Here is a 21,556-nt window from a genome sequence, read left to right on the forward strand (position 1 = left end):
GTGTTCGAAAGATTTTCTCGCTGGGCTAAGGGGAAATTTCGTCGGTCGGCGCTCATTTCGCCGGCTCGCTCCGAGCAGTCATTCGTAGGCAGGCCGTTACCTTCGGTAATTGTGCCGCGCTCCGCGGTGGAACAGGCGGTTGATGAGCCTTTCAAGCTCGTTGTAGCCGTTGACGGTTTCGTCGACGCCATGCTCAGCAAGGCGCTCTACACGCGCTTCGAGATAAACCAGAAGGCGATGCAGGTGTACCATGCCGACCTCTATTTGGCGCAGGTGAATAATGGCGGCCACAGTCAGCTCATTCACAACTGCAACGTTTATGGAATTCTCGCCGACGTCATTGCCGACGCACGCGTTGGCCTTGCCGCAATGGGCGCGCATGAACAACTAGGCGCTCTGGACCAAATGGCTGCCTGGGTCGCGGAGCACCCCGAGGAGACTGAGGAACAGACCGGCTTCGAAGGCGGCCGTGACGACTTCCTCGACACACTTGATGAGCTTTTCTATGAAGCCGATAAGGCCGCGTCGATGCTTGCGCTTTCGGCGCGTTGGATCGCTTCGTGGCCCGAACTGAAAATTGTCGACGATCCCGACTGCGACGACGCCATCCATCAACTGGCCATGGCCAATCCCCGGCGCGAGCCGAGGCTACTCCATCGTTCTGTTGGCAAGCTGGTCAATCAAATGACGGGCTGGCGTGATGTCGGCGTCGGCCTTGCATGCGCCGAGGCGCCTAGGCCCGAGGTCAAGCTGGCGCTCGGCATGGCAAGGGTGCTGGACGTCGAGGGCGAAAAACTGTTGGCTTTTCAGCTGCGCACCAATGCCAAGGAGCCGCGTCTAGCCGTCGCCACGCCCACGCATGCGGCCGTCTATGAATATATCGCCCCGAAGGATCCGTCCGTCGCGCGTCCGGGCGAGAATCCATTCGCTGCCGGCGCCCCGCGCGTCGGCAAGAGACTTGCCCGTGTTGAAGCGCAGGCAATAGAAACGGTGCTCGAATTGGCCGCAGCCTATCATGCGCCGGTCGCTGTCGACCTCTTGCTACGCAGGGCCGGGTTCGATCCGACCGATGCTGTCGTCTCGGCGAACTCGGTCGTGCCTAGGGAAGGCGGCGCAGTTGTGAACTGGGTGGTTATGGCCGACGGGCATGTATTCTTCCTCCAGTCGACCCCGAACGGCGGCGCGCTGCGCGGCAGCCACGAAGAGAGCCTGGCGGAGGCCGATCGGCGCGAGCTCGAGGAGTATTTCGACCAAGCGGCAGCAGCGGGTGCCTGAGTGGATTCCGCTTGGCCGTTCTGAGACGGCGGCGACCGCCACCCCCGAGCGCTCCCATTGTCGCGTTGCGACCGCGGGGTGTTTCCGCTATTGAGGCCGGACTTGGAACCAAGGTTGTCCTGATCCCATGAGCCTCGTCGACACGATCAAGAATGCGTTCGTTCCGATCCATCGCGAGGGTTATCCCTTTATCGCTGCGTTCGGCGCGGCGACACTCTTTCTTGGCTATTTCTCCTCGACCCTGTTCTGGATCGGTCTCATCCTGACGGCCTGGTGCGCCTATTTCTTCCGCGATCCCGAGCGTGTCACGCCGATCGACGACCGGCTGGTTGTCAGCCCGGCCGACGGCATCGTCTCGGCGGTTGGCCCGGCCGTGCCGCCGCGCGAGCTTAACCTCGGCGGCGGCGAAATGACCCGCATCTCGGTATTCATGAACGTCTTTTCCTGCCACGTTAACCGCTCTCCGGTGCGTGGCCGCATTTCCAGGATCGAGCATCGGCCAGGAAAATTCCTCAACGCCGAACTCGACAAGGCAAGCACCGAGAACGAGCGCAACGGGCTGGTCATCGAAAGCCCCAATGGAACGGTCGCCGCGGTGCAGATTGCCGGCCTGGTGGCGCGGCGCATCGTCTGCTGGGCCGAGGCCGGCGGCGCCATCGGCACCGGCGAGCGCTTTGGGCTGATCCGCTTTGGCTCGCGCGTCGATGTATTCCTGCCCTCGACCGCGACGCCGCGTGTCGCCGTCGGCCAGACCGCGGTTGGCGGTGAGACGGTGCTGGCGGAATTCGGCGGCGTTGCTGCAACGCCGCTCGTGCGGATCTCCTGACCGGTGGCGCCGCCGTTCAAGAAATTCGAGGCGCATGGCGGCGGTGGCCCGCGCATTCGCGAAATCCCGATGCGCATGGTGCTGCCCAATCTGGTCACGGTGCTTGCCATCTGCGCTGGCCTGTCCGGTATTCGCTTCGGCTTCGAGGGCCGCTTCGAGCCAGCGGTGGTGATGGTGCTGCTCGCCGCCTTCCTCGATGGTATCGACGGCCGTCTGGCGCGAATGCTGAAGGCGACTTCCAAATTCGGCGCCCAGATGGATTCGCTGGCCGATATCGTCAATTTCGGCGTGGCACCGGCGCTGGTGCTCTATGCCTTTCTACTCGACAGGGCAGGTTCGCCGGGCTGGATCGCCGCGCTGCTGTTCACCATCGCCTGTGGGATGAGGCTTGCCCGTTTCAACGTGCTCGACGAAGAGCTCGACCGTCCGCAGTGGCAGACCGAATATTTCGTCGGCGTGCCGGCGCCGGCGGGTGCGGTGTTGGTGATGCTGCCGCTCTATCTGTTCTTCCTCAGGCTTGGGCTTGAACCCAGCCGCCTGGCGGCCTTCATTGCCACCGGCTTTACAATCTTGGTGGCGTTCCTGCTGGTCAGCAGACTGCCCGTCTATTCCGGCAAGAGCGTCAGGATACCGGGCGACAGGGTGCTGCCGATCATTCTCGCAGTCGTTCTCTACGTCCTGCTTTTGATGACCTATCCCTGGTATACGCTGACGGCTTCGGTTGCCGGCTACCTGGTCTTCTTGCCGTTCAGCGTGCGCGCCTATTCGAGACGCGCCAAGCGCGAGGGTGAGAAGGCGCCGTCGTCGGACATTGGCTGACGGATTTTGACTTGGGAGCGGCTCGCAGAGCACGCGGCGCTGTGGAACGCACCTCAAAAATCCGTTTTCGGAACTTGCTGGGCGGCCAGACCGTTTGTGTTGGTAGGTCCGTTTGAGCGGCTGGTCGTGATACGTCGTCAACGCCGCGCAAGCTGCCGCATCGGGCAGAACCATCGGAAACGAGGAGAAATGGCTGTTATCCTCATCGGCGCGTTACTAACTGTCGCCGGCCTCGTCTATATGGCGGTTGCGGCCATCTTGCGCGGGCGGCTCAGTGAGCCGGCCGCTGTCTCCACCGCGCCGGATAGTCCGACGCCCAATCTCGCAACACCAGGTCCGACGCTGGAGCCGCGGCAGCGCGGGCTCCGTTTTCTCGGCCTGTCGCAGAACTGGCCGGGCCTGCTGATGATGGCCGTCGGCGTCATTCTGCTGTTGTCGGTGGTGGTCCTCTAGAGTTTTCGACAGCAAACCTCAGGCGGCTGCGCTCAGTCCCAGCCTCTCGAGCGCCAGCTTTCTAGTCGAGACATAGTCGGTCTTGCCGGAGCCCAGCACCGGGATCTCTTCGACCTTGACGATGTCGTTCGGCACCATCAGTTCGGCCGCCCCGGCTTTTTTGCCGAATTCGCGCAATTCGTCGGGATCTGCATTATCGGCGGTGGTGACCAGAACGAGGCGCTCGCCGCGCCGCTTGTCCGGCACTGCCACCACGGCGTGATGCTCTTCCGGCCACAGCGACTGCACCAGCATCTCGACCGCACCAAGCGATACCATCTCGCCGGCTATCTTGGCGAAGCGCTTGGCGCGGCCGCGAATGGTGATGAAGCCTTCGCGATCGACCGAAACGATATCGCCGGTGTCGTGCCAGCCTTCGAGCGGCTGCAGCTCGCCCGGCCTATCGGCGGTCATGTAGCCCATCATCAGGTTCGGCCCGTCGAGCCACAGCCGGCCGGCGTCGCTAATGCCTTTGACCGGTTCGAGTTTCATGCGCATGGCCGGCAGCAGCCGCCCGACCGTCCCGTCGCGGCCGTGGATGGCAGTGTTGACGGCAACCACCGGTGCGGCCTTGGTCAAGCCAAAACCTTCGATGATCTCGGCCTGGAAGCGCTCACGGTAAACCCGGCGCGTCTCCGGCTTCACTGCCTCGGCACCGGCGACGACGAAGCGCAGGCTGGAAAAATCGCCGTCCTTGGCGGTGCGGGCATAGTTGGCGAGGAACGTGTCGGTGCCGAACATCACCGTTGGCCGGACCTTGCGCGCCACCTCCGGAATAAGTTTGTAGTGGAGCGGTGACGGGTAGAGGAACAGCTTTACTCCGGTGACCAGGGGCAGGATGGTGCCGCCGGTCAACCCGAACGAGTGGAACACCGGCAGCACGTTTAGCAGGATGTCGGCAGGCGAGATGGTGATGCGGGCTTCCGCCTGCATCGCATTGGCAAGAAGGTTCCGGTGCGACAGCACCACGGCCTTGGGCGTGCCTTCCGAGCCGGAGGTGAACAGGATCACCGCCGGCTTGGCCGCATCCTGGCGCTGCAGCGGCCAGCGCCACAGCAAGGCGGCTGCGGCCTTGTCCAGCACGGTCACGCTTGCGCGAACATCCTCCAGCCACAACAGTTTCGCCCCGCCTTTTTCCACCGCCTCGACGATGTCGGCGAGGTTGGCCTTTTCGACAAAGGCGCGTGAGGAGACCACGGTGCGGATCATCGCCGTGCGGACGGCGGCGGTGACGCTGGCCGGGCCGGCGGTATAGTTGATCATTGCTGCCACCCGCGCAGCCGACAAAAGTCCGACGAACGACAGCACGACGCCATTGGCGTTGGGCAGGAGCAGCCCAACCGCTTCGCCCGGCGCTGTAATTGCCTCGAAGCGGTGGCCCAAAACCCTGGCGCCGATGAACATTTTCCGGTAGCTCAGCGCGCCACCAATGACGTCCTCGACAATTGGATGCGAAGCGCCAACCCGGTCGGCGGCATCGCGCATGGCAAGAAACAGGCCGCGATCGAGATCGTTGCCGAAAAGCCTGGCCTCAGCGAAGCGATCGAACAACGCATTTGTGTTGGAGGCCTGATCGGGATTCCGCGCCACCAGCTCGGCAATGGTCATCGGCTCCAGCACGCTGATCGACAGCTGCGGAAACCAGTGGCGGGGCGCCTTGTCCGCCGGCGTCAGTGAAGCCGGCAGGCTGCGTGCGCCGGCAACGAAGATCGGCACGATGCGCGCGTCGGCCTGCATGGCGATACGGGTGATGGCGCGAAACAACCGAAACGACTTGACGTCGGGCTCGACCGCATCCGGCAGGTAAACGGCGAGCCGGCCCTTGCCCTTCAGCACCCGCACCAATCTGCGGCTGACGAAGACATGCTCGGCGTTGAAGGCGATGGTGCGGCCGAGCTCACGCCACGGCTCCAGCCACGGCGACCTGGCCGAAGCCTGGTCGAGGATGTGCAGCGTGTCCTCCGGCAGCAGCGACAGCATCAGCGCCGGCTCGATGCGTGACTGATGCCAAACGACGTAGATGACCGGGGCCGCCGACTTGCGGGCAATCTTGATGCGCTCGTCGCTGATCCGGTAGGCGAGCTTGAACGGCACGTAGAGCAGCGCCTGGCTCAAACGCAGGCCGAGGCGGAACGTCTCCACCACGCCGATCAGCAGCCAGGCCGCGACAAGACCCGCAAGCAGCGCCAGTGTCAGGATCATCGCCGCATCTCCCAACAATCTCACGTCACGGCTCTTCAGTGGCCGCTTCGGGTGAGAACCTAGCCGAAGTTGGATCAACGTCAATGCGGCTCCATTTTCCTTTTCTCCTGTCATCCCTGGATTCGGCTGCCTATCGCAGCTACGCCGCTTTCATCCTTCCGCTGATGAAGCGGAATTCCTGCGTCTTGCCGCCAAAGCCATAGGCCGCCGCAGGCACTTCATGCACGAGGGCGTAGCTTTCCTCATGCACCTTGCCCAGAAGCCGGCCGAATGCGGCAAAAATTGCCTGCAGATACGCCTCCAGCTCGAGCTTGGTGTTGGTGCCGTCGACAACCTTGATGTCGAGCCAAGCCGTGTTGGCGCCATGCTCGGCCAGCGACTTGCCGCCGGCGAACCAGTGCTCGGGGTCGTGATAGGAAATGGCAACAGCTGTAATCGTTGCGTCTTTGCGCAGATGCATGGCCGTCAGTTCAGTTACCTCCTTGGCAATGGCGGCTGACAAACCGGTGTCGGGTTTGCCGGTAACGCTGACATTGATGATCGGCATGTTTCTTCTCCTCGGCTTCAAGCGGCGTCTCTTCGCCGTCGAGAAAATCATGCCATCGTTCTTTGATCAGAAAAATCGAATTGTTTCTGATAAACACTTTGATAGTATCGAATTATGCAGGTGTTCGATCCCGACCTCCTCAAGACTTTCCTCGCTTTCGTCGATGGCGGTTCCCTGGCGCGGGCTGCGTCGATCGTCGGCCGCTCGCCGTCCGCAGTGACCGCGCAGATGCAGCGGCTGGAGGATGTTGTCGGCGAAGCGCTGCTGGTACCGCAGGGGCGAGGACGCGGCCTGACGCCGGCAGGCGAGGATCTGGTCGGCCACGCGCGTCGCATCCTTGCCGCGCACCGCGAGGCGTGGCTGGCCCTCAAAGGGGCGCGTGCCGACGGGCGCGTCGCCATCGGCACCACGCAGGATTTCGCCGACAGCGGCTTGCCGCAGCTTCTCAGGGCTTTCGCTGTCAGCCATCCGCGCGTCCGGATCGAATTGCGCGTCGGCCGTTCCGCCGAACTGGCGCAGGCTTTGCAGGCCGGCGCCCTTGATCTGGCCATTGCCATGCGGCAGGTGCCGACACGCGATGAAGTCGGCGTGCTCAAGGAACCAATGATCTGGCTTTGCTCACAGAATGGGCTGGCCACCCGCCACGACGAACTGCCCTTGGCACTGCTCGATCCTCATTGCGGGTTTCGCGAAGCGGCGACCAGTACACTCGATGCGGCCGGCCGTCGCTACCGTATTGCTGCCGGCAGCGCCAGCCTTGCCGGCCTGCGCACGGCAGTGCACGCCGGCATCGCCTTGACGTTGAGGACGGCGCGCTTCGCTCATTCCGGCATCGTCGAGGCGCCGCGCGATCTTGATCTGCCGCCAGTGCCGGTCGCCGAATTCGCCATCCGCTTGCGTGAGGATGCCGATCGACCAGCGCAGGATCTGGCCGCGTTGTTCAGCGGCAACCTGGCCTTGGCCAACTGAGCCAGAAAGAAAAAGCCGACCTTGCGGTCGGCTCTGAGTAGGACGGGCCGAGGGGTTTGGGGGGACTTGGGGTGGCCCGTCGCAGCCATAATGACTGAGCCCTATGATGGTTCCATGACTTTTCAAATTTATTTTGAGGAACGGACTTCTCGTGATCGGACCGCCAACTCGCCCTCGGACGCGGCGAGGATTGGTCATGCATCCGCTGCGCGCTGCCTGGCCATCAACCAGTCTCGGCCGGCGTGAGCGAACACCGCGCAAAGCACGATGGCCCCGCCGAGCATGCTGGCTGCCGGCGGGATCTCCGCGAGGAACAGGAAGGCAAACAGGATCGCGAATGGCACTTCGGCCGAGCCCAGCAATCCTGACTCGGCCGCCGGAATAAGCCGGGTGCCCTCCGTCCACAGGATCGAGGCCAGCGCGAACGAGGCGCCGAAGGTGGCTAGAAGCACAGCGTCCCTGGCCGAGACGGCCAGCGGATCGGTGATGAGCCAGCCGAGCACGAACAGGAGGAACGCCGACACGGCACCCGCCCACACCACCGGCGTGTCGCGGAAGGCCCGCACCATGATCATGTAGAGCGCGCTGCCGATCGTCATCAGCAGCGCCAACCCGTCGCCGAACAGATGGCCGGTGCCGAAGCCGGACCAGACCATGATCGCCACACCGCACAGTGACACGGCGGCGGCGGCAAGCGTCTGCAGCCGGAACGGCTCGCGGACCAGCATGAAGGCAAGCAGCGCGGTGACGAAGGGTGCGGTGGCGTAGATGATCGCGACATTGGCGACAAAGGTGAACTTGAACGCCGAGATGAAGGCGATGCTGGCGAGCGCGCCCTCGATCGCCAGCAGCCAGCCGCGCCAGCCGAGCCGCAGGCTGTCGCGACCGCCGGAGCGCTGGCGACGCCATAGCACATAAAGGCTGATCAGGATCGAGCCGACGAAGCCGCGCCAGCAGGTGATGGTCAGCGGGTCGGCATGGATCGATTTGGTCAGCACGCCGGTGAGGCCGAAGACGGCCGCCGATGCCGAGACCAGGATGATGCCGAGGGTACGTTCGCGGGCGCTTTCCACTGTGCCTGACATGTCCAGCGATTCCGTCATTTCACCAGCTTACGCTGCCCCATCCTGACACCATAGTGTCAGCTTGATCGAGGCGTCGTGCATCGAAACAGCAGACGGCAGCGCCGTTGAACAGGATGCCCGCAAGAACCCTTTCGCGGGTTTCCAGGATGGCGATATCGGCCATATGTCCGGCGGCCTTACGAATGTGTTGCGAGAGAGGGTGTGAAGGCGTTGGATGTCGGGCACCCGTACCGTCAGGCTATACGGGCGAAACCCTGCCAAGCGCTACGCCAGCGGGGACTTGCGTTTGGGGCAGGCGACACCGCCGTTAAGCGGCGAAGCCAGACAACTATGGGAGAGAAATGAAATGGACGCGATCGCATTGAAGGCCATGCAGGCGCCGCTGAAGGAGGCCTATCGCGACGACGCCTCGCGCGCGCTGATTACCCTCAGGGCCAAGGGCTCGATCGACGACCAATCGATCGCCTGCAAGGTCGAGACGGGCAGGGCGATTGCCATTGCGGGGCTGCATCCGGCGACCGGCGGCACCGGGCTCGAACTCTGCTCCGGCGACATGCTGCTGGAGGCGCTGGTGGCTTGCGCCGGTGTCACGCTGAAGGCAGTGGCGACGGCGCTGGAATTCAAGCTTGGGGCCGCCACGGTGGAAGCCGAAGGCGATCTCGACTTTCGCGGCACGCTTGGCGTGGCGAGGGATGCGCCGGTTGGCTTCCGCGCCATCCGGCTGACATTTGGGCTCGACACCGACGAACCGCAGGAGCGCATCGATGCGCTGCTCAAGCTAACCGAGCGCTACTGCGTGGTGTTTCAGACCATCAGCCAGAAGCCGGAGCTGACGGTCAGCGCGCGACGCTGACGATCTCCCCCTTGAGGGTCCCTCAGGGTGGAGATGTCGCCGAAGGCGACAGAGGGTTGTCTCGCGTGAAGCGCCAACCGCTGCAGCAGGCCGAGCGCGGTCGGACCAGCCTGGCCTGTCGGCCATGTCCCCCCAGGGTCCCTCGAGGGGGAGATCACGTTCTCCTACTGCGCCGACGGCTCCTCGGCGTCGCCCTCGTCGGCGAAGGGCGAGGCGCTCGGCACGCACTGCACCGACCAGCCGGCCGGCGTCGGTTGCTTCTGGTATTCGGTTATGGCGAAGGCGCACTGTTCGCGGGTGTCGAATGTGCTGGGCAGCACGACCATGCCGCCTTGCGGGCCGGCGATCACCAGATACCAGACTAACGCTACGCTCGGTGCCGCCATGAGTATTTCCTCGCTCTGCTTGTTTGGGAGTCGCACGATCCTAGCAACTCCGGCCCAGCGGCGAAAGCTGGGCCAAAGCGCGGCGTTAAGCCACGGCATCACAGCCGCGTGATGTCGGTCGTTTTCCGGCTGTGGTTCAGTTCACCGCAAAACAATAGAACAGGCCGTCGCCGCCGGTGCCCTTCAGCGCCTCCTGGCTGCAGCCACCGCGTGACGCATGCGAGGAATTCCACGATTTGGCGGCTGCCGAATCATCGAGGCCGGTACGATCGTGATGACCCATCATCGCCACACCTTCTGCTCCGCTCAGCGTCCAGTCGCCGCAGGTCTGGTCGGCTATTTTCGTGCCATCCGGCTTGGAGCCGGTCAACACGTCGTGCCGGTTGGGCGTGTCGCCGCGTCCGTTGACCATTTGGCCCTTTTCGTCGAGTGCCGTCTGTTTGGTGATGGCGTTAGCATCGCTATGCAAGGAAGCGACATCATCGGCGATCTTGACGCCCTTGGCGTTGAACCACGGGCCTTTGCCGATACGGTCGCGTGCATCGGTATCGCTGGTCGAGAGATAAGCGCGCCATGTCTTGCCGGTAACGCCCGCGGCTTCGGCCAGTGAACTACAATGGGCGTCGGCGCCGGCCACACCGCCGAGATCGGCGCCTTTGCCGGAGCCGACGCTGGTGACGAAAAAGCTCATCGTTGCCTCCTGCGACGACGTGGCGCCGATCACTGCGAGCAGCGCGGTGGCAGTCAAGAAAAGCAGTCTCCGCATATGGTCCTCCGTTCCTCGAATTGTGGCACCCGAATAACGTTGGTGCCGGCGCAATTCTTCCGGCAAAATGCGATGTGTGGCTACTCCGGCTGCCGGTAGGCGACAAAGCGATTGTGCTTGGCCTGGAAGATCAGCCCGGTCTCCTTGAGCGTAGGGCTGGCCAGCGGCACGATACGCTTGGCGATCTCCGAAGGGTGCGGCAGTGTTTCAGGATCCTCGCCGGGTACGGCCTGCGCCCGCATCGCGGTGCGCGTTGCCCCGGGATCGGCGGCATTGACCCTGAGCGGCAGGTTTTCGGTCTCATGCGCCCATGAACGCGTCATGGCCTCGACCGCCGCCTTCGACGCCGCATAAGGCGCCCAGAAGGCGCGCGCGGAGTGGGCAAGGCTGGAGCTCAGCACGATAGCACGGCCGGCATCGGAAAGCCTGAGCAGCGGGTCGACCGAGCGGATCAGCCGCCATGTTGCGGTGACGTTGATGGTCATCACCTTCTCGAAGGTCTTGGCCTCGACATGGCCGATCGGGGCGATGACGCCGAGCACAGCGGCGTTGGCGACCAGTATGTCGAGCTTGCCCCAGCGCTCGTGGATGGCGCCGCCCAGCCGGTCGATCCCCGCCATGTCGGCAAGATCGAGCGGGACCAGCGTCGCCTGCCCGCCGCCTGCCTTGATCTGGTCGTCGAGTTCTTCCAACCCGCCGACGGTGCGAGCAACTGCAATCACATGCGCACCGGCCGCGGCAAGCTCCCTGGCGATGAAATAGCCGATACCGCGCGAGGCGCCGGTGACGACCGCAACGCGGCCGGAGAGGTCAAGGCTCATACGATGGATTCCGACAGGCAAGGTGAAACCGCCGTAAGGGGCCAAGGGGACGGAGACAAACGGACCGGCAAGGCCTACGACCCGCCGGCCGCTAACAGCGACAGCGTGCGCACATTGTCGGAGCCTTCGAAATCGGCAAGCCGGGTCGGATACTGGCCGGTGAAGCAGGCGTCGCAGAATTGCGGCTGCTCGTTGTCGCGGCCAGCTTCGCCGACGGCACGATAGAGCCCGTCTATCGAGAGGAAGCCGAGCGAATCGACGCGGATGAACTCGGCCATCTCCTCCACCGACATGCGCGATGCCAGCAGCTTCGATTTCTCCGGGGTGTCGACGCCGTAAAAGCAGGAGGCGCGCGTCGGCGGCGAGGCAATGCGCATATGCACTTCCTTGGCGCCGGCATCGCGCACCATCTGCACGATCTTCTGGCTGGTGGTGCCGCGCACGATCGAATCGTCCACCAGAACCACGCGCTTGCCTTCGATCATGCGCCGATTGGCGTTGTGCTTGAGCTTGACGCCCATGTGGCGGATCGAATCGCCGGGCTGAATGAAGGTACGGCCGACATAGTGGTTGCGGATGATGCCGAGCTCGAACGGAATGCCCGCGGCCTGTGAAAAGCCGATCGCCGCCGGCGTGCCCGAATCCGGCACCGGCACGACGATGTCGGCCTCGACCGGACTTTCCTGCGCCAGCTCGGCGCCGATGCGCTTGCGCACTTCGTAGACATTGCGGCCTTCGACAGACGAATCCGGCCGCGCGAAATAGACATATTCGAAAATGCAGAAGCGGGTCTTCTGCGGCTCGAACGGGAATAGGCTTTCGATCCCCTTGCTGGTGACGACGACCATTTCGCCGGGCTTCAGGTCACGCACGAAACGCGCCCCGATGATATCGAGCGCACAGGTTTCCGAGGCGAGGATCCAGGCACCGTCGAGATCGCCGAGTACCAGCGGGCGGATGCCGAGCGGGTCGCGGCAGCCGATCATCTTCTTGGACGTCATCGCCACCAGCGAGAAGGCGCCTTCGACCTGGCGCACCGCATCGATAAAGCGCGAATTCAGGTCGCGCTCCTTGCTGGTGGCAACCAGATGCAAAAGCGTCTCGGTATCGGAGGTGGAAGAGAAGATGGCGCCTTGCTTCTGCAGCGCGCGCTGCACGGTCATGGCGTTGGTGAGATTGCCGTTGTGGGCGACGGCAAAGCCGCCATCGGCAAGTTCGGCGAAGAAAGGCTGGATGTTGCGCAGGCCGGAGCCGCCGGTGGTGGCGTAGCGCGTGTGGCCGATGGCACGGTTGCCTTGCAGGCTGTCGATGACACGCTGCTTGGTGAAGGTGTCGCCGATCAGGCCGACATGGCGTTCGACATGGAATTGGGTGCCGTCGTAGGAAACGATGCCGGCCGCTTCCTGGCCTCGATGCTGCAACGCATGCAGGCCGAGCGTTACGATGGCTGCGGCGTCCTGCCGGCCGAAAATGCCGAACACGCCGCATTCGTCGTGGAAATGGTCGTCGGCTTCGGCGGAAAGCACGTCGTCTGCGTCTGCCATTGGGGGCTCAAGCTCCGCTAAAGTCGCCATATAAGGTCATAGCGCATCGAAAGCAACGCACGTCGTGCGGCGTTCACATGATCGTCAGTCTTGATGCCTCGCCAAGTCTGCAGATTGGCAAGTCTGTCGAAATCAGTTTGCCGGCGCCGGGTTTGCAGGTGCCGGCGTCGCGGGCGCATTGTCGGCCGGTGGCGCGTCGCTGTCATCGGGTGCCGGAGCGGTGGCGTCGTCGCCGGCGGCAGGTGCTTCCGCTGCAGGCGCGTCTGGGGCCAGAGGCGTCTCGGTGGCTGGCTGATTCGGATTGAGCTTGTTAAGGATAGCGTTTTCCGGATCCTCGGGCAGCAGGCTTTCGAGCTTGGCGCCGATCGATTCGAGCAGCGGCTTTGACTTGGCGTTGGCAATCCAGCCTGGGGCCTTGGCGCCGGCCAGCCAATTGAAGAAAAGCAGAGCAACAGCGACGACCAGGATACCGCGCGCCGCGCCATAGAGGAAGCCAAGTGTACGATCGAGCGCGCCGATCCTGGAATCGATGATCCAGTCGGCGAGCTTCATGGTGATGACCGAAACGACGATCAGCGCGACAATGAAGACGATACCGGCGGCCGCTGCCATGGCGGCCTTTTCGTTGTCGATATAGGGCTGAATGTAAGGCAGCACCGGCTTGTAGAAGAAGAAGGCGGCCGCTGCAGCGGCTGCCCAGGAGATGATCGACAGGATCTCGCGCGAAAAGCCTCGAACCATGGCGAGCATCGCCGAGACCAGGGTGAAGCCGACGAGAATTCCGTCAAGCAGCGTAATCGGCATGTTTTCGCCCCACTCCGATCTCTTTTTCGCGGCTCGACGAGCCGCATCACTCTCGCTCGTCGACGCGGCTGCGCCGTGAGCCGGCTATGCGCGCCACGAGATCGGCAAGCTCGGTGGGCTGGAAAGCGCCGGCTCCGATCCCCCCGACCCCATTACCACCGACAAGTTCCTCGCTGCCCAAGGGCAGAACCGCGCTTCCGAAACCCAGCTTTTCGGCTTCCTTGAGGCGCTGCTGCGCGTGCGCAACCGGCCTCACCGCACCCGAAAGGCTGATTTCGCCGAAATAGACGCAATCGGCGGGAAGGGCAAGACCGGTGAGCGAGGAAACCAGTGCCGCCGCCACTGCCAGGTCGGCCGCCGGCTCCGAAATGCGGTAGCCGCCGGCAACGTTGAGATAGACGTCGTGGGTGCCGAAGCGGACGCCGCAATGAGCTTCCAGAACCGCCAGGATCATCGATAGCCGGGCACCGTCCCAGCCGACGACGGCGCGGCGCGGCGTGCCCAGCGTCGACGGCGCCACCAGCGCCTGGATCTCGACCAGCACCGGCCGTGTGCCCTCCATCCCGGCGAAAACCGCGGCACCCGGCGACTTCGCATGGCGCTCGCCGAGGAAAAGCTCGGACGGGTTGGCGACTTCCCGCAAGCCCTTGTCCGACATTTCGAAGACGCCGATCTCGTCGGTTGGCCCGAATCGATTCTTGACCGTGCGCAGGATACGGAAGTGGTGGCCGCCTTCGCCCTCGAAATAGAGCACCGCGTCGACCATGTGCTCGACGACGCGTGGGCCGGCGATCTGGCCCTCCTTGGTGACATGGCCGACCAGAACGATCGCCGCCCCTGTGGATTTTGCATAGCGGATCATCGCCTGGGCGGCGGCACGCACCTGGGTCACCGTGCCGGGCGCCGAATCGGCCATGTCGGTCCACAGCGTCTGGATCGAATCGAGAATGACCAGATCCGGCCGCTTGCCGTCGGCGATGGTGGCGAGGATGTCCTCGACATTGGTCTCGGCGGCGAGCTCGACCGGGGTGTCGGCGACGCCGAGCCGCTGCGCGCGCAGCCTGATCTGGGCGACAGCCTCTTCGCCTGAGACATAGACAATGCGGTGGCCCTTTGCCGCCAGCGCGGCCGCGGCCTGGGTGAGCAGCGTCGACTTGCCGATGCCGGGATCGCCGCCGACCAGCAGCGCCGAGCCGCGCACGAAGCCGCCGCCGGTGGCGCGGTCGAGCTCGCCGATGCCGGAGACAATGCGCGGCGCATCCTCGATGTCGCCGGACAGCGTCGTCAGCACCACGGCGCGGCCCTTTCGCGCATTGCGGGTGTTGGCCGGACCCGAGCCTATGCCGCCGGACGTGCCTTCCTCGACCAGCGTGTTCCACTCGCCGCAGGCATCGCATTTGCCGGCCCAGCGCTGATGCACCGAACCGCAATTCTGGCAGATGAACTGGACGCGGGACTTGGCCATCAGGCACGGCCTGCGATAATTGAAAGACAGGTCGGCGGGACAGCGCCCCCCTCTGTCCTGCCGGACATCTCCCCCGCTTGGGGGGAGATCGGATTGCGCTTCGGATTTCGCCAATCTCCAGCGTCCCATATTAGAGAGCCGGGTAGGGTGACAGCCAATCTCCCCCCTTGTGAGGGAGATGTCCGGCAGGACAGAGGGGGGCGCGAAGGAATGCCGTACTCCCGCATTCTTGTTGTTATGTCGGCCAATCGCTTACTCAAACCGATCCGGCAAATGATGTTCCTCGGCGAGATCCGAGAAGCGGGTGAATTCGCCCTGGAAGGCGAGGCTGACCGACCCCGTTGGGCCGTGGCGCTGCTTGGCGACGATGACCTCGGCCTTGCCGCGCATCTCGTTCATCTCGTGTTCCCACTTGATGTATTCGTCGGTGCCTGGCTTCGGCTCACGGTTCTTCAGATAATATTCCTCGCGGTAGACGAACAGCACCACGTCGGCGTCCTGTTCGATGGAGCCCGATTCGCGCAGATCCGAAAGCTGCGGGCGCTTGTCGTCGCGGCTCTCGACCTGGCGCGACAGCTGCGACAGCGCAATGATCGGCACCGCCAGCTCCTTGGCTAGCGCCTTGAGCCCGGTGGTGATCTCGGTGATCTCCTGGACGCGGTTTTGCGATGATTTCGCGCTCGACCCCTGCATCAGCTGGATATAGTCGATGACGATGACGTCGAGGCCGCGCTGGCGCTTCAGGCGACGTGCCCGGGCAGACAGCTGAGCAATGGAAATGCCGCCGGTCTGGTCGATGAACAGCGGGATTTTCTGCATCGTCTGCGAGCAGGCGACGAGCTTTTCGAAATCCATCTCGCTGATCTCGCCGCGCCGGATTTTCGACGACGGGATTTCGGTCTGTTCGGAAATGATGCGGGTGGCCAGCTGTTCGGACGACATTTCGAGCGAAAAGAAGCCGACGACACCGCCGTTGGCCGCTTTGAACGAGCCGTCGGCCTGCTGCGCCGGGACGTAGGCCTCGGCGATATTGAAGGCGATATTGGTGGCGAGCGAGGTCTTGCCCATGCCGGGGCGCCCCGCAATGATGATCAGGTCGGACGACTGCAGGCCGCCCATGCGGCGGTCGAGGTCGCGCAAGCCGGTGGCGACGCCCGACAGATGCCCGTCGCGCATATAGGCGGCATTGGCCATGTCGACGGCGGTCTTGACGGCGTCGGTGAAGCTCTCGAAGCCGCCATCATAGCGGCCGGTCTCGGCCAACTCGAACAGGCGCCGCTCGGCATCCTCGATCTGGTCGGAGGGCGACATGTCGACCGGCGCGTCATAGGCGATGTTGACCATGTCCTCGCCGACGGTGATCAGCGCGCGCCGCGTGGCCAGATCGTAGATGGCGCGGCCATAGTCGGTGGCGTTGACGACCGTGACGGCCTCGACCGCCAACCGCACGACATATTGCGCCACCGTCATGTCGCCGACCTTCTCGTCGGCCGGCAGGAAGGTCTTCAGCGTGATTGGCGTCGCGATCTTGCCCATGCGGATGAGCTCAGCCGCGACCTCGAAGATCTTTCTATGCAGCGGCTCGTAGAAATGGCCGGGCTTCAGGAAGTCGGAGACGCGGTAGAAGGCATCGTTGTTGACCAGTATGGCGCCGAGCAGCGCCTGCTCGGCCTCGATGTTGTTCGGCGCCTCGCGATAGAGCGGTGTTTCCGCCACGCCGAATTTTCGTGCTGCCTCTGCCATGATGTCCCCGGTCCTGATCCCCGGTCTCTCGATATCAGAACGAGACAAGTCGGTGATGACTTATCTGCATCAGTCCCCAACCAACCAACTTTGATGCCCGCGATTCACAGCCAGGTTCTTTCGGTGGAAAGAATCTCAATTGACTCGAATCAAGATGGCGAGCTTAGCCGTTCTTGGGCGAGAACAAAACAGGAAAATAGCTGCCGGTCATTCCGGCAAGGCATCACCCCAGTCCAGTCGCCGTGCGGCCTTGAACGTCTCGCCATCGCGCTTGGTGAACAGTCGCTCGGCAGCACTCCCATCGTGTTGGCAAAGCTTCAGCAAGACCTTGCCGGAGCCCGACTTCGGCGGTGCGATCACTCGCGCTCGAGGCAGAGCGGCCGGATGGCGGGAAGCCGCGACAAAGATGAATTTCTCGTCCTCCCACGGCACCTCGGCATCCTTGGCCAGACGGTGCAGGCGCGAGCGGGCTACGCGGCGGGCGAAATGGCACCAGTCGGGAGCGACGAGCGGGCAGGGCGCCTCATGCGGGCAGGGCGCAAGCACGTGCGCCCCCGTATCGATCAGCTGCCGCCGCACGGCAAGAATACGCTGCCAGCCGGCCGGCGTGCCCGGCTCGACCACCAGCAGCGTGTCGGCGGTCAGCTGCCAGAGCCGGTCGACGAGTGTTGCCAGCGATGCCGGCGCGATCTCATCCAGCACATAGGCTGAAGTCACCAGCTCGGCCGGCTCCAGATCGACCAGGTCGACAGTGACGTCGCCGGTCCGCCAGGCGGTCCTGGCCGTGATCGCATCCGCGGCAAGTGCTTCGCCGACCCTTCGCACGGCGGCGCCGGCCTCGAGCAGCACCGCCTGTTGGAGATCCGGCCAGAGATTGATTGTGGCCCAAAGCACCGTGCCAGGGCCGGCGCCGACATCGAGCAGGGTTCTCGGAGCATAATCGGGCCGCGCCTCGCTTACCGCGTCGAGGCTGGTGCGGACGGCAGCATAGGTCGCCGGCAGCCGCGTTGCCAGATAGGCCTTCACCGCCATGTCTTCGGCCATGTGCAGGCGACCGTCGCGCAACTCTGCGCGATAGCGGTCCGACAGCGTCTTTGCCGCTTGCTTAAGCATCGGCAACGGCACCTGTTCGAGAAGGCGGTCGACGCCTTGTCTAAGCGGGACGGGCAGTTCCATCGCTTAGACAGTCCGAGGTGAGAGCAGAATGACCGAGGCGCCAACGATGCAGATCGCGGCACCGGCAAGATCCCAGGGGTCGGGGTGCACGCCTTCTGCCAGCCACAGCCAGGCCAGCGAGGCGGCAATGTAGATGCCGCCATAGGCGGCGTAGGCCCGTCCCGCCGCGCTGGTGTCGACCAGCGCCAGCAGCCACGCGAATAGCACCAGCGAGACGAGACCGGGCGCCAACCACAGCGGCGATTTTTCCAGCCGCCACCATGCCCAGAACGAAAAGCAGCCGGCGATCTCGGCAAGTGCGGCAGCGACGTAGAGGAGGTAGGTCATAAAAAAGGTCCCGCGTTGACGGGAGCCTTTTCAGCGTGCCAATCGGCAAATGGCAAGCGGCAATGGCGCGATCGCCGGCCGTCTACTCCGGATCCACCATTTTGCGGCGGCGAGCGGGCTTGGCCGCCGGAGCCTTTTCACGACGTCCAAGATCGCGCATCTCCAGCGCCTTCTCACAATTGGCCATGTAGTCGCGCGTCATCGGCAGCGTGTCGTTCTTCTTGGCGATCTGGATCTGGAAGATCACCAGATCCTGCCAGCGGAAGGCAGCTTCCGAGGCGGCAAGATAGAACTCCCACATACGGCAGAACCGCTCGTCATAAATCGCCTTGGCCTTGTCGCGGTTGGCGGCGAAGCGTTCGCCCCAATGCTTCAGCGTCTCGGCATAATGCAGCCGCAGAACCTCGATGTCGGTGACGACGAGCCCCGATTTTTCGATGGCCGGCATCACTTCGGAGAGCGACGGAATATAGCCGCCCGGGAAGATGTATTTGCGGATGAAGGCGCTGGTCGCCCACGGCACGCCGGAGCGGCCGATCGTATGCAGCAGCATGACGCCGTCCGGCTTCAGCAGCGTCGCCGACTTGTCGAAGAAGGTTCGGAAATGATTGACGCCGACATGCTCGAACATGCCGACCGAGACGATGCGATCGAAACGTTCATTGAGTTCGCGATAGTCCTTGATGTCGAAATGAACCCGGTTTTGCAGGCCTTGCGCATGGGCGCGGTCGGTGGCGACGCCGTGCTGCTCGGTCGACAGCGTCACGCCCTGTACGTCGACGTCGAACGCCTTGGCGAGATAAAGGCCAAGCCCACCCCAGCCGGAGCCGATATCGAGCACCGTCTGGCCGGCCTTCAGCCTGAGCTTGGCGGCAATATGGCGCTTCTTGGCCGCTTGTGCCTCGTCGAGGGTCATATCCGGCTGCTCGAAATAAGCGCAGGAATATTGCATGTCCTCATCGAGGAAGAGGCGGTAGAGGTCGCCCGACAGATCGTAATGGCGCTGCACGTTGCGGCGCGCCCGCGACGCCGTGTTGATCTGCTGCAGGCGCCGGAAGGCGTGGCGCAGACCTTCGATCGCCTTCGACCAGGTGGCATCGATACCACCGCTGCCCATGTTCTGGAAGGCAATCCGCATCACCCCCAGCACGCCGCCCTCGAGAATGTCGAGTTCACCGTCCATGTAGGCTTCCGGCACCGCCAGCATCGGATCGAAAGTGATGGCGCGCTCGGCATGCCTGGTCTTGATGTGCATGTGCACCGGTTCACCGCTGCCGTCACCGAAAGTCACCATCGAGCCTTGCGGCCCTGCTACCTTGAGATTGCCTGTGCGGACCAGGCGGTCGAGAATGCGTTTCAGCAGAATATTCATGACCAATTGTCCCCTCTCGGTCAGACAGGCTGTCTTATTCTGCATCAAGATATAGGGGTTCGAAAAGTTCCATTTGGCATAAAAATGCCCGGGTACGAGGCCCGGGCATTGGTCCAGAATAGCGATTAGCCGGCGAATGCCGACGAATGAGGATCAGCCGTTGTCTTCGCCGCCCTCGAACTCCGCATTCGGATCGAAGAAGTTTTCCGGCCGCGCATTATCGTTGATGTCCTCGCCGTAGATGGCTTCGGCGGTGGTCAGCGTTTCGCCCTTGGCCTGGCGCTCGGCTTCGTCGGCCGTGCGGGCAATGTTGAGCGTGATGGTAACCTCGACCTCCGGATGCAGCGCGATCGCCACATTGGTGACGCCAATGGTCTTGATCGGCTGATTGAGCAGGATCTGGTTGCGGTTGACCGAAAAACCTTCCGCCGTCACCAGCTCGGCGATGTCGCGTGTCGAGACCGAACCATAAAGCTGACCGGTCTCGCCGGCCGAGCGCACGGCGATGAAGCTCTTGCCGTCGAGCTTTTCTGCAATCTGCGCGGCCTCGGACTTGCGCTCCAGGTTGCGGGCTTCCAGTTGCGCCCGCTGTCCCTCGAACTTCTTCTTGTTAGCTTCGTTGGCGCGCAGCGCCTTGCCCTGCGGCAACAGGAAATTGCGGGCGAATCCGTCCTTGACCTTGACAGTGTCGCCCATCTGGCCGAGGCGGGAAACGCGTTCGAGAAGAATGACTTCCATGGTTTTGTTCCTTCGCTTGGGCGCTATCCTCAGGATCGGCGCCGAGTTCTCTGGAACAGGTCAGGAAGCTGGGGCGTCGCCGCCTGTGTCGCTGTCCTGCCTGTCGCGGCAGTTAGGATCTCTTGTCGAAATCCAACCCGGGATTTGGTGTTCGATCCGGCTACGCCCGTCGTGGCCGGTGACAAAAAGCGGGCGGCGAACCGCCCGCGTAGATTTAGCGGACCACGTAGGGCAGCAGGCCGAGGAAGCGGGCACGCTTGATCGCCTTGGCGAGTTCGCGCTGCTTCTTCTGGCTGACGGCGGTGATGCGCGATGGCACGATCTTGCCGCGCTCGGAGATGTAGCGCTGCAGAAGCCGCACGTCCTTGTAGTCGATCTTCGGCGCGTTGGCGCCAGAGAACGGGCAAGTCTTGCGGCGGCGGTGGAAGGGGCGCCGGGTTGGGATCTGATTGATGTCGACCATTATTCTGCCGCTCCTTCAAAGCCTTCGCGCGGACGGCGCGGGCCACGATCGGCACCGCCATCGCCGAAGCTGCGCGGCGGACGATCACCACGGTCACCGCGATCGCGGTCGCCGAATGAGCGCGGGCCACGGTCGCGGTCGCCGAAGCCGCCGCGTTCCGAGCGCTCTTCGCGCTTCTGCATCATTGCCGACGGACCTTCCTCATGCGCATCGACCTTGATGGTCAGGAAACGCAGTACGTCCTCGGACAGACCCATCTGGCGCTCCATTTCGTTGAGCGCGGCCGGCGGGCAGGTGATGTCCATGAGTGTATAATATGCCTTCCGGTTCTTGTTGACCCGGTAGGTGAGGGACTTCAGTCCCCAGTTCTCGACCCGGCCGACGGACCCGCCATTCGCGGTGATGACGCCCTTGTACTGTTCGACAAGCGCATCGACCTGCTGCTGCGAGAGGTCCTGCCGAGCAAGAAACACATGTTCGTATAGAGCCATAGTGTTCGTGCCTTTCTTCGTTTCTCTCCCGGTTCCCGGCGGCAAAAGCCTCTGCAACTTCTCTGACCCGCAATCCTTGCGAAGGCGGGGAAGAAAGGAGCATGACGAGACGGTCGAGAGCGGAGACACGGGAGGCGGAAGCGCTTCCGGCTTCACACGAAGGTTTCGAAAAACCTCCGGCCCTCCGTTCAGCCCCCAGCAAGGACCGGCAGATTGCGGGCGTCTATACAGGAATTTGGCCGCAAGGCAAGGGCAAACGGCCGACGTGTCGTAAGCAGATGAGTTGTCCGGATTAGGTAGCACATGAGTTGTCCGGTTTTATCGCCAGCCAAAGGGAGGCTGGGGATGAGACGGACGGCATGGCTACAGGGCCGGAGAATGCAGAAGTTTCG

The 21,556-nt window shown here is 63.5% G+C and carries 23 protein-coding genes; 6 read left to right on the plus strand and 17 right to left on the minus strand.

Annotation, left to right across the window (positions count from 1 at the left end; translation table 11 throughout):
- Nucleotides 1–126: 126 nt before the first annotated feature.
- The 4 genes from NMG46_RS25810 to NMG46_RS25825 all read left to right on the plus strand — a co-directional run bounded on the left by NMG46_RS25810 (nt 127) and on the right by NMG46_RS25825 (nt 3,373).
- The gene (locus tag NMG46_RS25810; protein ID WP_254820225.1) at nt 127–1,275 is read left to right on the plus strand and encodes a DUF4375 domain-containing protein; all 1,149 of its coding nucleotides are present in this window, start codon (nt 127–129) and stop codon (nt 1,273–1,275) included.
- Between the two features lie 127 nt (nt 1,276–1,402).
- Nucleotides 1,403–2,101, plus strand: a complete 699-nt coding sequence (locus NMG46_RS25815; RefSeq protein ID WP_254820226.1) for a phosphatidylserine decarboxylase — start codon at nt 1,403–1,405, stop codon at nt 2,099–2,101.
- A 3-nt stretch (nt 2,102–2,104) separates the two neighbouring features.
- A complete protein-coding gene (locus tag NMG46_RS25820) occupies nt 2,105–2,920 on the plus strand; it encodes a phosphatidylcholine/phosphatidylserine synthase (protein ID WP_254820227.1) in 816 nt (271 codons plus the stop codon).
- A gap of 189 nt (nt 2,921–3,109) precedes the next feature.
- The gene (locus NMG46_RS25825; RefSeq protein WP_254820228.1) at nt 3,110–3,373 is read left to right on the plus strand and encodes a hypothetical protein; all 264 of its coding nucleotides are present in this window, start codon (nt 3,110–3,112) and stop codon (nt 3,371–3,373) included.
- A gap of 18 nt (nt 3,374–3,391) precedes the next feature.
- Here the strand turns inward: NMG46_RS25825 and NMG46_RS25830 are convergent, their stop codons facing one another.
- A complete protein-coding gene (locus NMG46_RS25830; RefSeq protein WP_254820246.1) occupies nt 3,392–5,614 on the minus strand; it encodes an AMP-binding protein in 2,223 nt (740 codons plus the stop codon).
- 139 nt (nt 5,615–5,753) lie between these two features.
- Nucleotides 5,754–6,161 (minus strand): 4-oxalocrotonate tautomerase family protein, encoded by a 408-nt coding sequence (locus tag NMG46_RS25835; protein ID WP_254820229.1) that lies wholly within the window; start codon nt 6,159–6,161, stop codon nt 5,754–5,756.
- 114 nt (nt 6,162–6,275) lie between these two features.
- Between NMG46_RS25835 and NMG46_RS25840 the strand changes: the two genes are divergently transcribed.
- Nucleotides 6,276–7,130, plus strand: coding sequence for a LysR substrate-binding domain-containing protein (locus tag NMG46_RS25840; RefSeq protein ID WP_254820230.1), 855 nt, complete (start codon nt 6,276–6,278; stop codon nt 7,128–7,130).
- Nucleotides 7,131–7,324: 194 nt separating this feature from the next.
- Here NMG46_RS25840 and NMG46_RS25845 read toward each other — a convergent pair whose 3' ends face one another.
- Both NMG46_RS25845 and NMG46_RS25850 read right to left on the minus strand, forming a co-directional pair.
- Nucleotides 7,325–8,215: a DMT family transporter gene (locus NMG46_RS25845; RefSeq protein ID WP_254820231.1), complete on the minus strand. Its 891-nt coding sequence runs from the start codon at nt 8,213–8,215 to the stop codon at nt 7,325–7,327.
- Nucleotides 8,216–8,234: 19 nt separating this feature from the next.
- Nucleotides 8,235–8,378, minus strand: a complete 144-nt coding sequence (locus NMG46_RS25850; protein ID WP_254820232.1) for a hypothetical protein — start codon at nt 8,376–8,378, stop codon at nt 8,235–8,237.
- 183 nt (nt 8,379–8,561) lie between these two features.
- On the opposite strand from NMG46_RS25850, the gene NMG46_RS25855 reads away from it, so the two are divergent.
- Nucleotides 8,562–9,068 (plus strand): OsmC family protein, encoded by a 507-nt coding sequence (locus NMG46_RS25855; RefSeq protein WP_254820233.1) that lies wholly within the window; start codon nt 8,562–8,564, stop codon nt 9,066–9,068.
- Between the two features lie 164 nt (nt 9,069–9,232).
- On the opposite strand, the gene NMG46_RS25860 is transcribed toward NMG46_RS25855, so the two are convergent.
- The 13 genes from NMG46_RS25860 to rpsF all read right to left on the minus strand — a co-directional run bounded on the left by NMG46_RS25860 (nt 9,233) and on the right by rpsF (nt 21,164).
- On the minus strand, nt 9,233–9,454 hold the full coding sequence (locus NMG46_RS25860; protein WP_254820234.1) for a hypothetical protein: 222 nt from the start codon (nt 9,452–9,454) through the stop codon (nt 9,233–9,235).
- Nucleotides 9,455–9,590: 136 nt separating this feature from the next.
- Nucleotides 9,591–10,220 carry a hypothetical protein gene (locus NMG46_RS25865; RefSeq protein WP_254820235.1) on the minus strand — a complete coding sequence of 210 codons (630 nt, stop codon included), beginning with the start codon at nt 10,218–10,220 and terminating at the stop codon, nt 9,591–9,593.
- Nucleotides 10,221–10,300: 80 nt separating this feature from the next.
- Complete coding sequence (locus NMG46_RS25870; protein ID WP_254820236.1) at nt 10,301–11,041, minus strand: SDR family NAD(P)-dependent oxidoreductase; 741 nt, start codon at nt 11,039–11,041, stop codon at nt 10,301–10,303.
- Nucleotides 11,042–11,115: 74 nt separating this feature from the next.
- Nucleotides 11,116–12,585, minus strand: a complete 1,470-nt coding sequence (purF, locus tag NMG46_RS25875) for an amidophosphoribosyltransferase (RefSeq protein ID WP_254820237.1) — start codon at nt 12,583–12,585, stop codon at nt 11,116–11,118.
- A gap of 132 nt (nt 12,586–12,717) precedes the next feature.
- The gene (locus tag NMG46_RS25880; protein ID WP_254820238.1) at nt 12,718–13,389 is read right to left on the minus strand and encodes a CvpA family protein; all 672 of its coding nucleotides are present in this window, start codon (nt 13,387–13,389) and stop codon (nt 12,718–12,720) included.
- 46 nt (nt 13,390–13,435) lie between these two features.
- On the minus strand, nt 13,436–14,854 hold the full coding sequence (radA, locus tag NMG46_RS25885) for a DNA repair protein RadA (protein WP_254820239.1): 1,419 nt from the start codon (nt 14,852–14,854) through the stop codon (nt 13,436–13,438).
- A 252-nt stretch (nt 14,855–15,106) separates the two neighbouring features.
- Nucleotides 15,107–16,597, minus strand: coding sequence for a replicative DNA helicase (locus NMG46_RS25890; protein WP_023677714.1), 1,491 nt, complete (start codon nt 16,595–16,597; stop codon nt 15,107–15,109).
- Between the two features lie 207 nt (nt 16,598–16,804).
- Nucleotides 16,805–17,773: a small ribosomal subunit Rsm22 family protein gene (locus tag NMG46_RS25895; RefSeq protein ID WP_254820240.1), complete on the minus strand. Its 969-nt coding sequence runs from the start codon at nt 17,771–17,773 to the stop codon at nt 16,805–16,807.
- A 3-nt stretch (nt 17,774–17,776) separates the two neighbouring features.
- Nucleotides 17,777–18,100, minus strand: a complete 324-nt coding sequence (locus NMG46_RS25900; RefSeq protein WP_254820241.1) for a YnfA family protein — start codon at nt 18,098–18,100, stop codon at nt 17,777–17,779.
- A gap of 82 nt (nt 18,101–18,182) precedes the next feature.
- The gene (locus tag NMG46_RS25905) at nt 18,183–19,472 is read right to left on the minus strand and encodes a cyclopropane-fatty-acyl-phospholipid synthase family protein (protein WP_254820242.1); all 1,290 of its coding nucleotides are present in this window, start codon (nt 19,470–19,472) and stop codon (nt 18,183–18,185) included.
- 153 nt (nt 19,473–19,625) lie between these two features.
- Complete coding sequence (gene rplI / locus NMG46_RS25910; RefSeq protein WP_254820243.1) at nt 19,626–20,210, minus strand: 50S ribosomal protein L9; 585 nt, start codon at nt 20,208–20,210, stop codon at nt 19,626–19,628.
- Between the two features lie 214 nt (nt 20,211–20,424).
- Nucleotides 20,425–20,673: a 30S ribosomal protein S18 gene (gene rpsR, locus NMG46_RS25915; protein WP_006203718.1), complete on the minus strand. Its 249-nt coding sequence runs from the start codon at nt 20,671–20,673 to the stop codon at nt 20,425–20,427.
- A complete protein-coding gene (gene rpsF, locus NMG46_RS25920; protein WP_254820244.1) occupies nt 20,673–21,164 on the minus strand; it encodes a 30S ribosomal protein S6 in 492 nt (163 codons plus the stop codon). Before rpsF ends, rpsR begins: the two co-directional genes overlap by 1 nt.
- Nucleotides 21,165–21,556 lie beyond the last annotated feature (392 nt).

It is taken from the genome of Mesorhizobium sp. LMG 17147 (assembly GCF_024297145.1).
In the GTDB taxonomy this organism is placed as follows: Bacteria; Pseudomonadota; Alphaproteobacteria; order Rhizobiales; family Rhizobiaceae; genus Mesorhizobium.

Bases quoted from the DNA above. Each gene is read 5' to 3' on its own strand.
- NMG46_RS25825 (WP_254820228.1), top strand. From the start codon at position 3,110: ATGGCTGTTATCCTCATCGGCGCGTTACTAACTGTCGCCGGCCTCGTC.
- NMG46_RS25840 (WP_254820230.1), top strand. From the start codon at position 6,276: ATGCAGGTGTTCGATCCCGACCTCCTCAAGACTTTCCTCGCTTTCGTC.
- NMG46_RS25870 (WP_254820236.1), bottom strand. From the start codon at position 11,041: ATGAGCCTTGACCTCTCCGGCCGCGTTGCGGTCGTCACCGGCGCCTCG.
- NMG46_RS25880 (WP_254820238.1), bottom strand. From the start codon at position 13,389: ATGCCGATTACGCTGCTTGACGGAATTCTCGTCGGCTTCACCCTGGTC.
- NMG46_RS25850 (WP_254820232.1), bottom strand. From the start codon at position 8,378: ATGGCCGATATCGCCATCCTGGAAACCCGCGAAAGGGTTCTTGCGGGC.
- rpsF (WP_254820244.1), bottom strand. From the start codon at position 21,164: ATGGCTCTATACGAACATGTGTTTCTTGCTCGGCAGGACCTCTCGCAG.
- NMG46_RS25815 (WP_254820226.1), top strand. From the start codon at position 1,403: ATGAGCCTCGTCGACACGATCAAGAATGCGTTCGTTCCGATCCATCGC.
- purF (WP_254820237.1), bottom strand. From the start codon at position 12,585: ATGGCAGACGCAGACGACGTGCTTTCCGCCGAAGCCGACGACCATTTC.
- NMG46_RS25905 (WP_254820242.1), bottom strand. From the start codon at position 19,472: ATGAATATTCTGCTGAAACGCATTCTCGACCGCCTGGTCCGCACAGGC.
- NMG46_RS25890 (WP_023677714.1), bottom strand. From the start codon at position 16,597: ATGGCAGAGGCAGCACGAAAATTCGGCGTGGCGGAAACACCGCTCTAT.
- NMG46_RS25845 (WP_254820231.1), bottom strand. From the start codon at position 8,215: ATGTCAGGCACAGTGGAAAGCGCCCGCGAACGTACCCTCGGCATCATC.
- NMG46_RS25865 (WP_254820235.1), bottom strand. From the start codon at position 10,220: ATGCGGAGACTGCTTTTCTTGACTGCCACCGCGCTGCTCGCAGTGATC.
- NMG46_RS25835 (WP_254820229.1), bottom strand. From the start codon at position 6,161: ATGCCGATCATCAATGTCAGCGTTACCGGCAAACCCGACACCGGTTTG.
- NMG46_RS25895 (WP_254820240.1), bottom strand. From the start codon at position 17,773: ATGGAACTGCCCGTCCCGCTTAGACAAGGCGTCGACCGCCTTCTCGAA.
- rplI (WP_254820243.1), bottom strand. From the start codon at position 20,210: ATGGAAGTCATTCTTCTCGAACGCGTTTCCCGCCTCGGCCAGATGGGC.
- radA (WP_254820239.1), bottom strand. From the start codon at position 14,854: ATGGCCAAGTCCCGCGTCCAGTTCATCTGCCAGAATTGCGGTTCGGTG.
- NMG46_RS25900 (WP_254820241.1), bottom strand. From the start codon at position 18,100: ATGACCTACCTCCTCTACGTCGCTGCCGCACTTGCCGAGATCGCCGGC.
- NMG46_RS25860 (WP_254820234.1), bottom strand. From the start codon at position 9,454: ATGGCGGCACCGAGCGTAGCGTTAGTCTGGTATCTGGTGATCGCCGGC.
- NMG46_RS25830 (WP_254820246.1), bottom strand. From the start codon at position 5,614: ATGATCCTGACACTGGCGCTGCTTGCGGGTCTTGTCGCGGCCTGGCTG.
- rpsR (WP_006203718.1), bottom strand. From the start codon at position 20,673: ATGGTCGACATCAATCAGATCCCAACCCGGCGCCCCTTCCACCGCCGC.
- NMG46_RS25855 (WP_254820233.1), top strand. From the start codon at position 8,562: ATGGACGCGATCGCATTGAAGGCCATGCAGGCGCCGCTGAAGGAGGCC.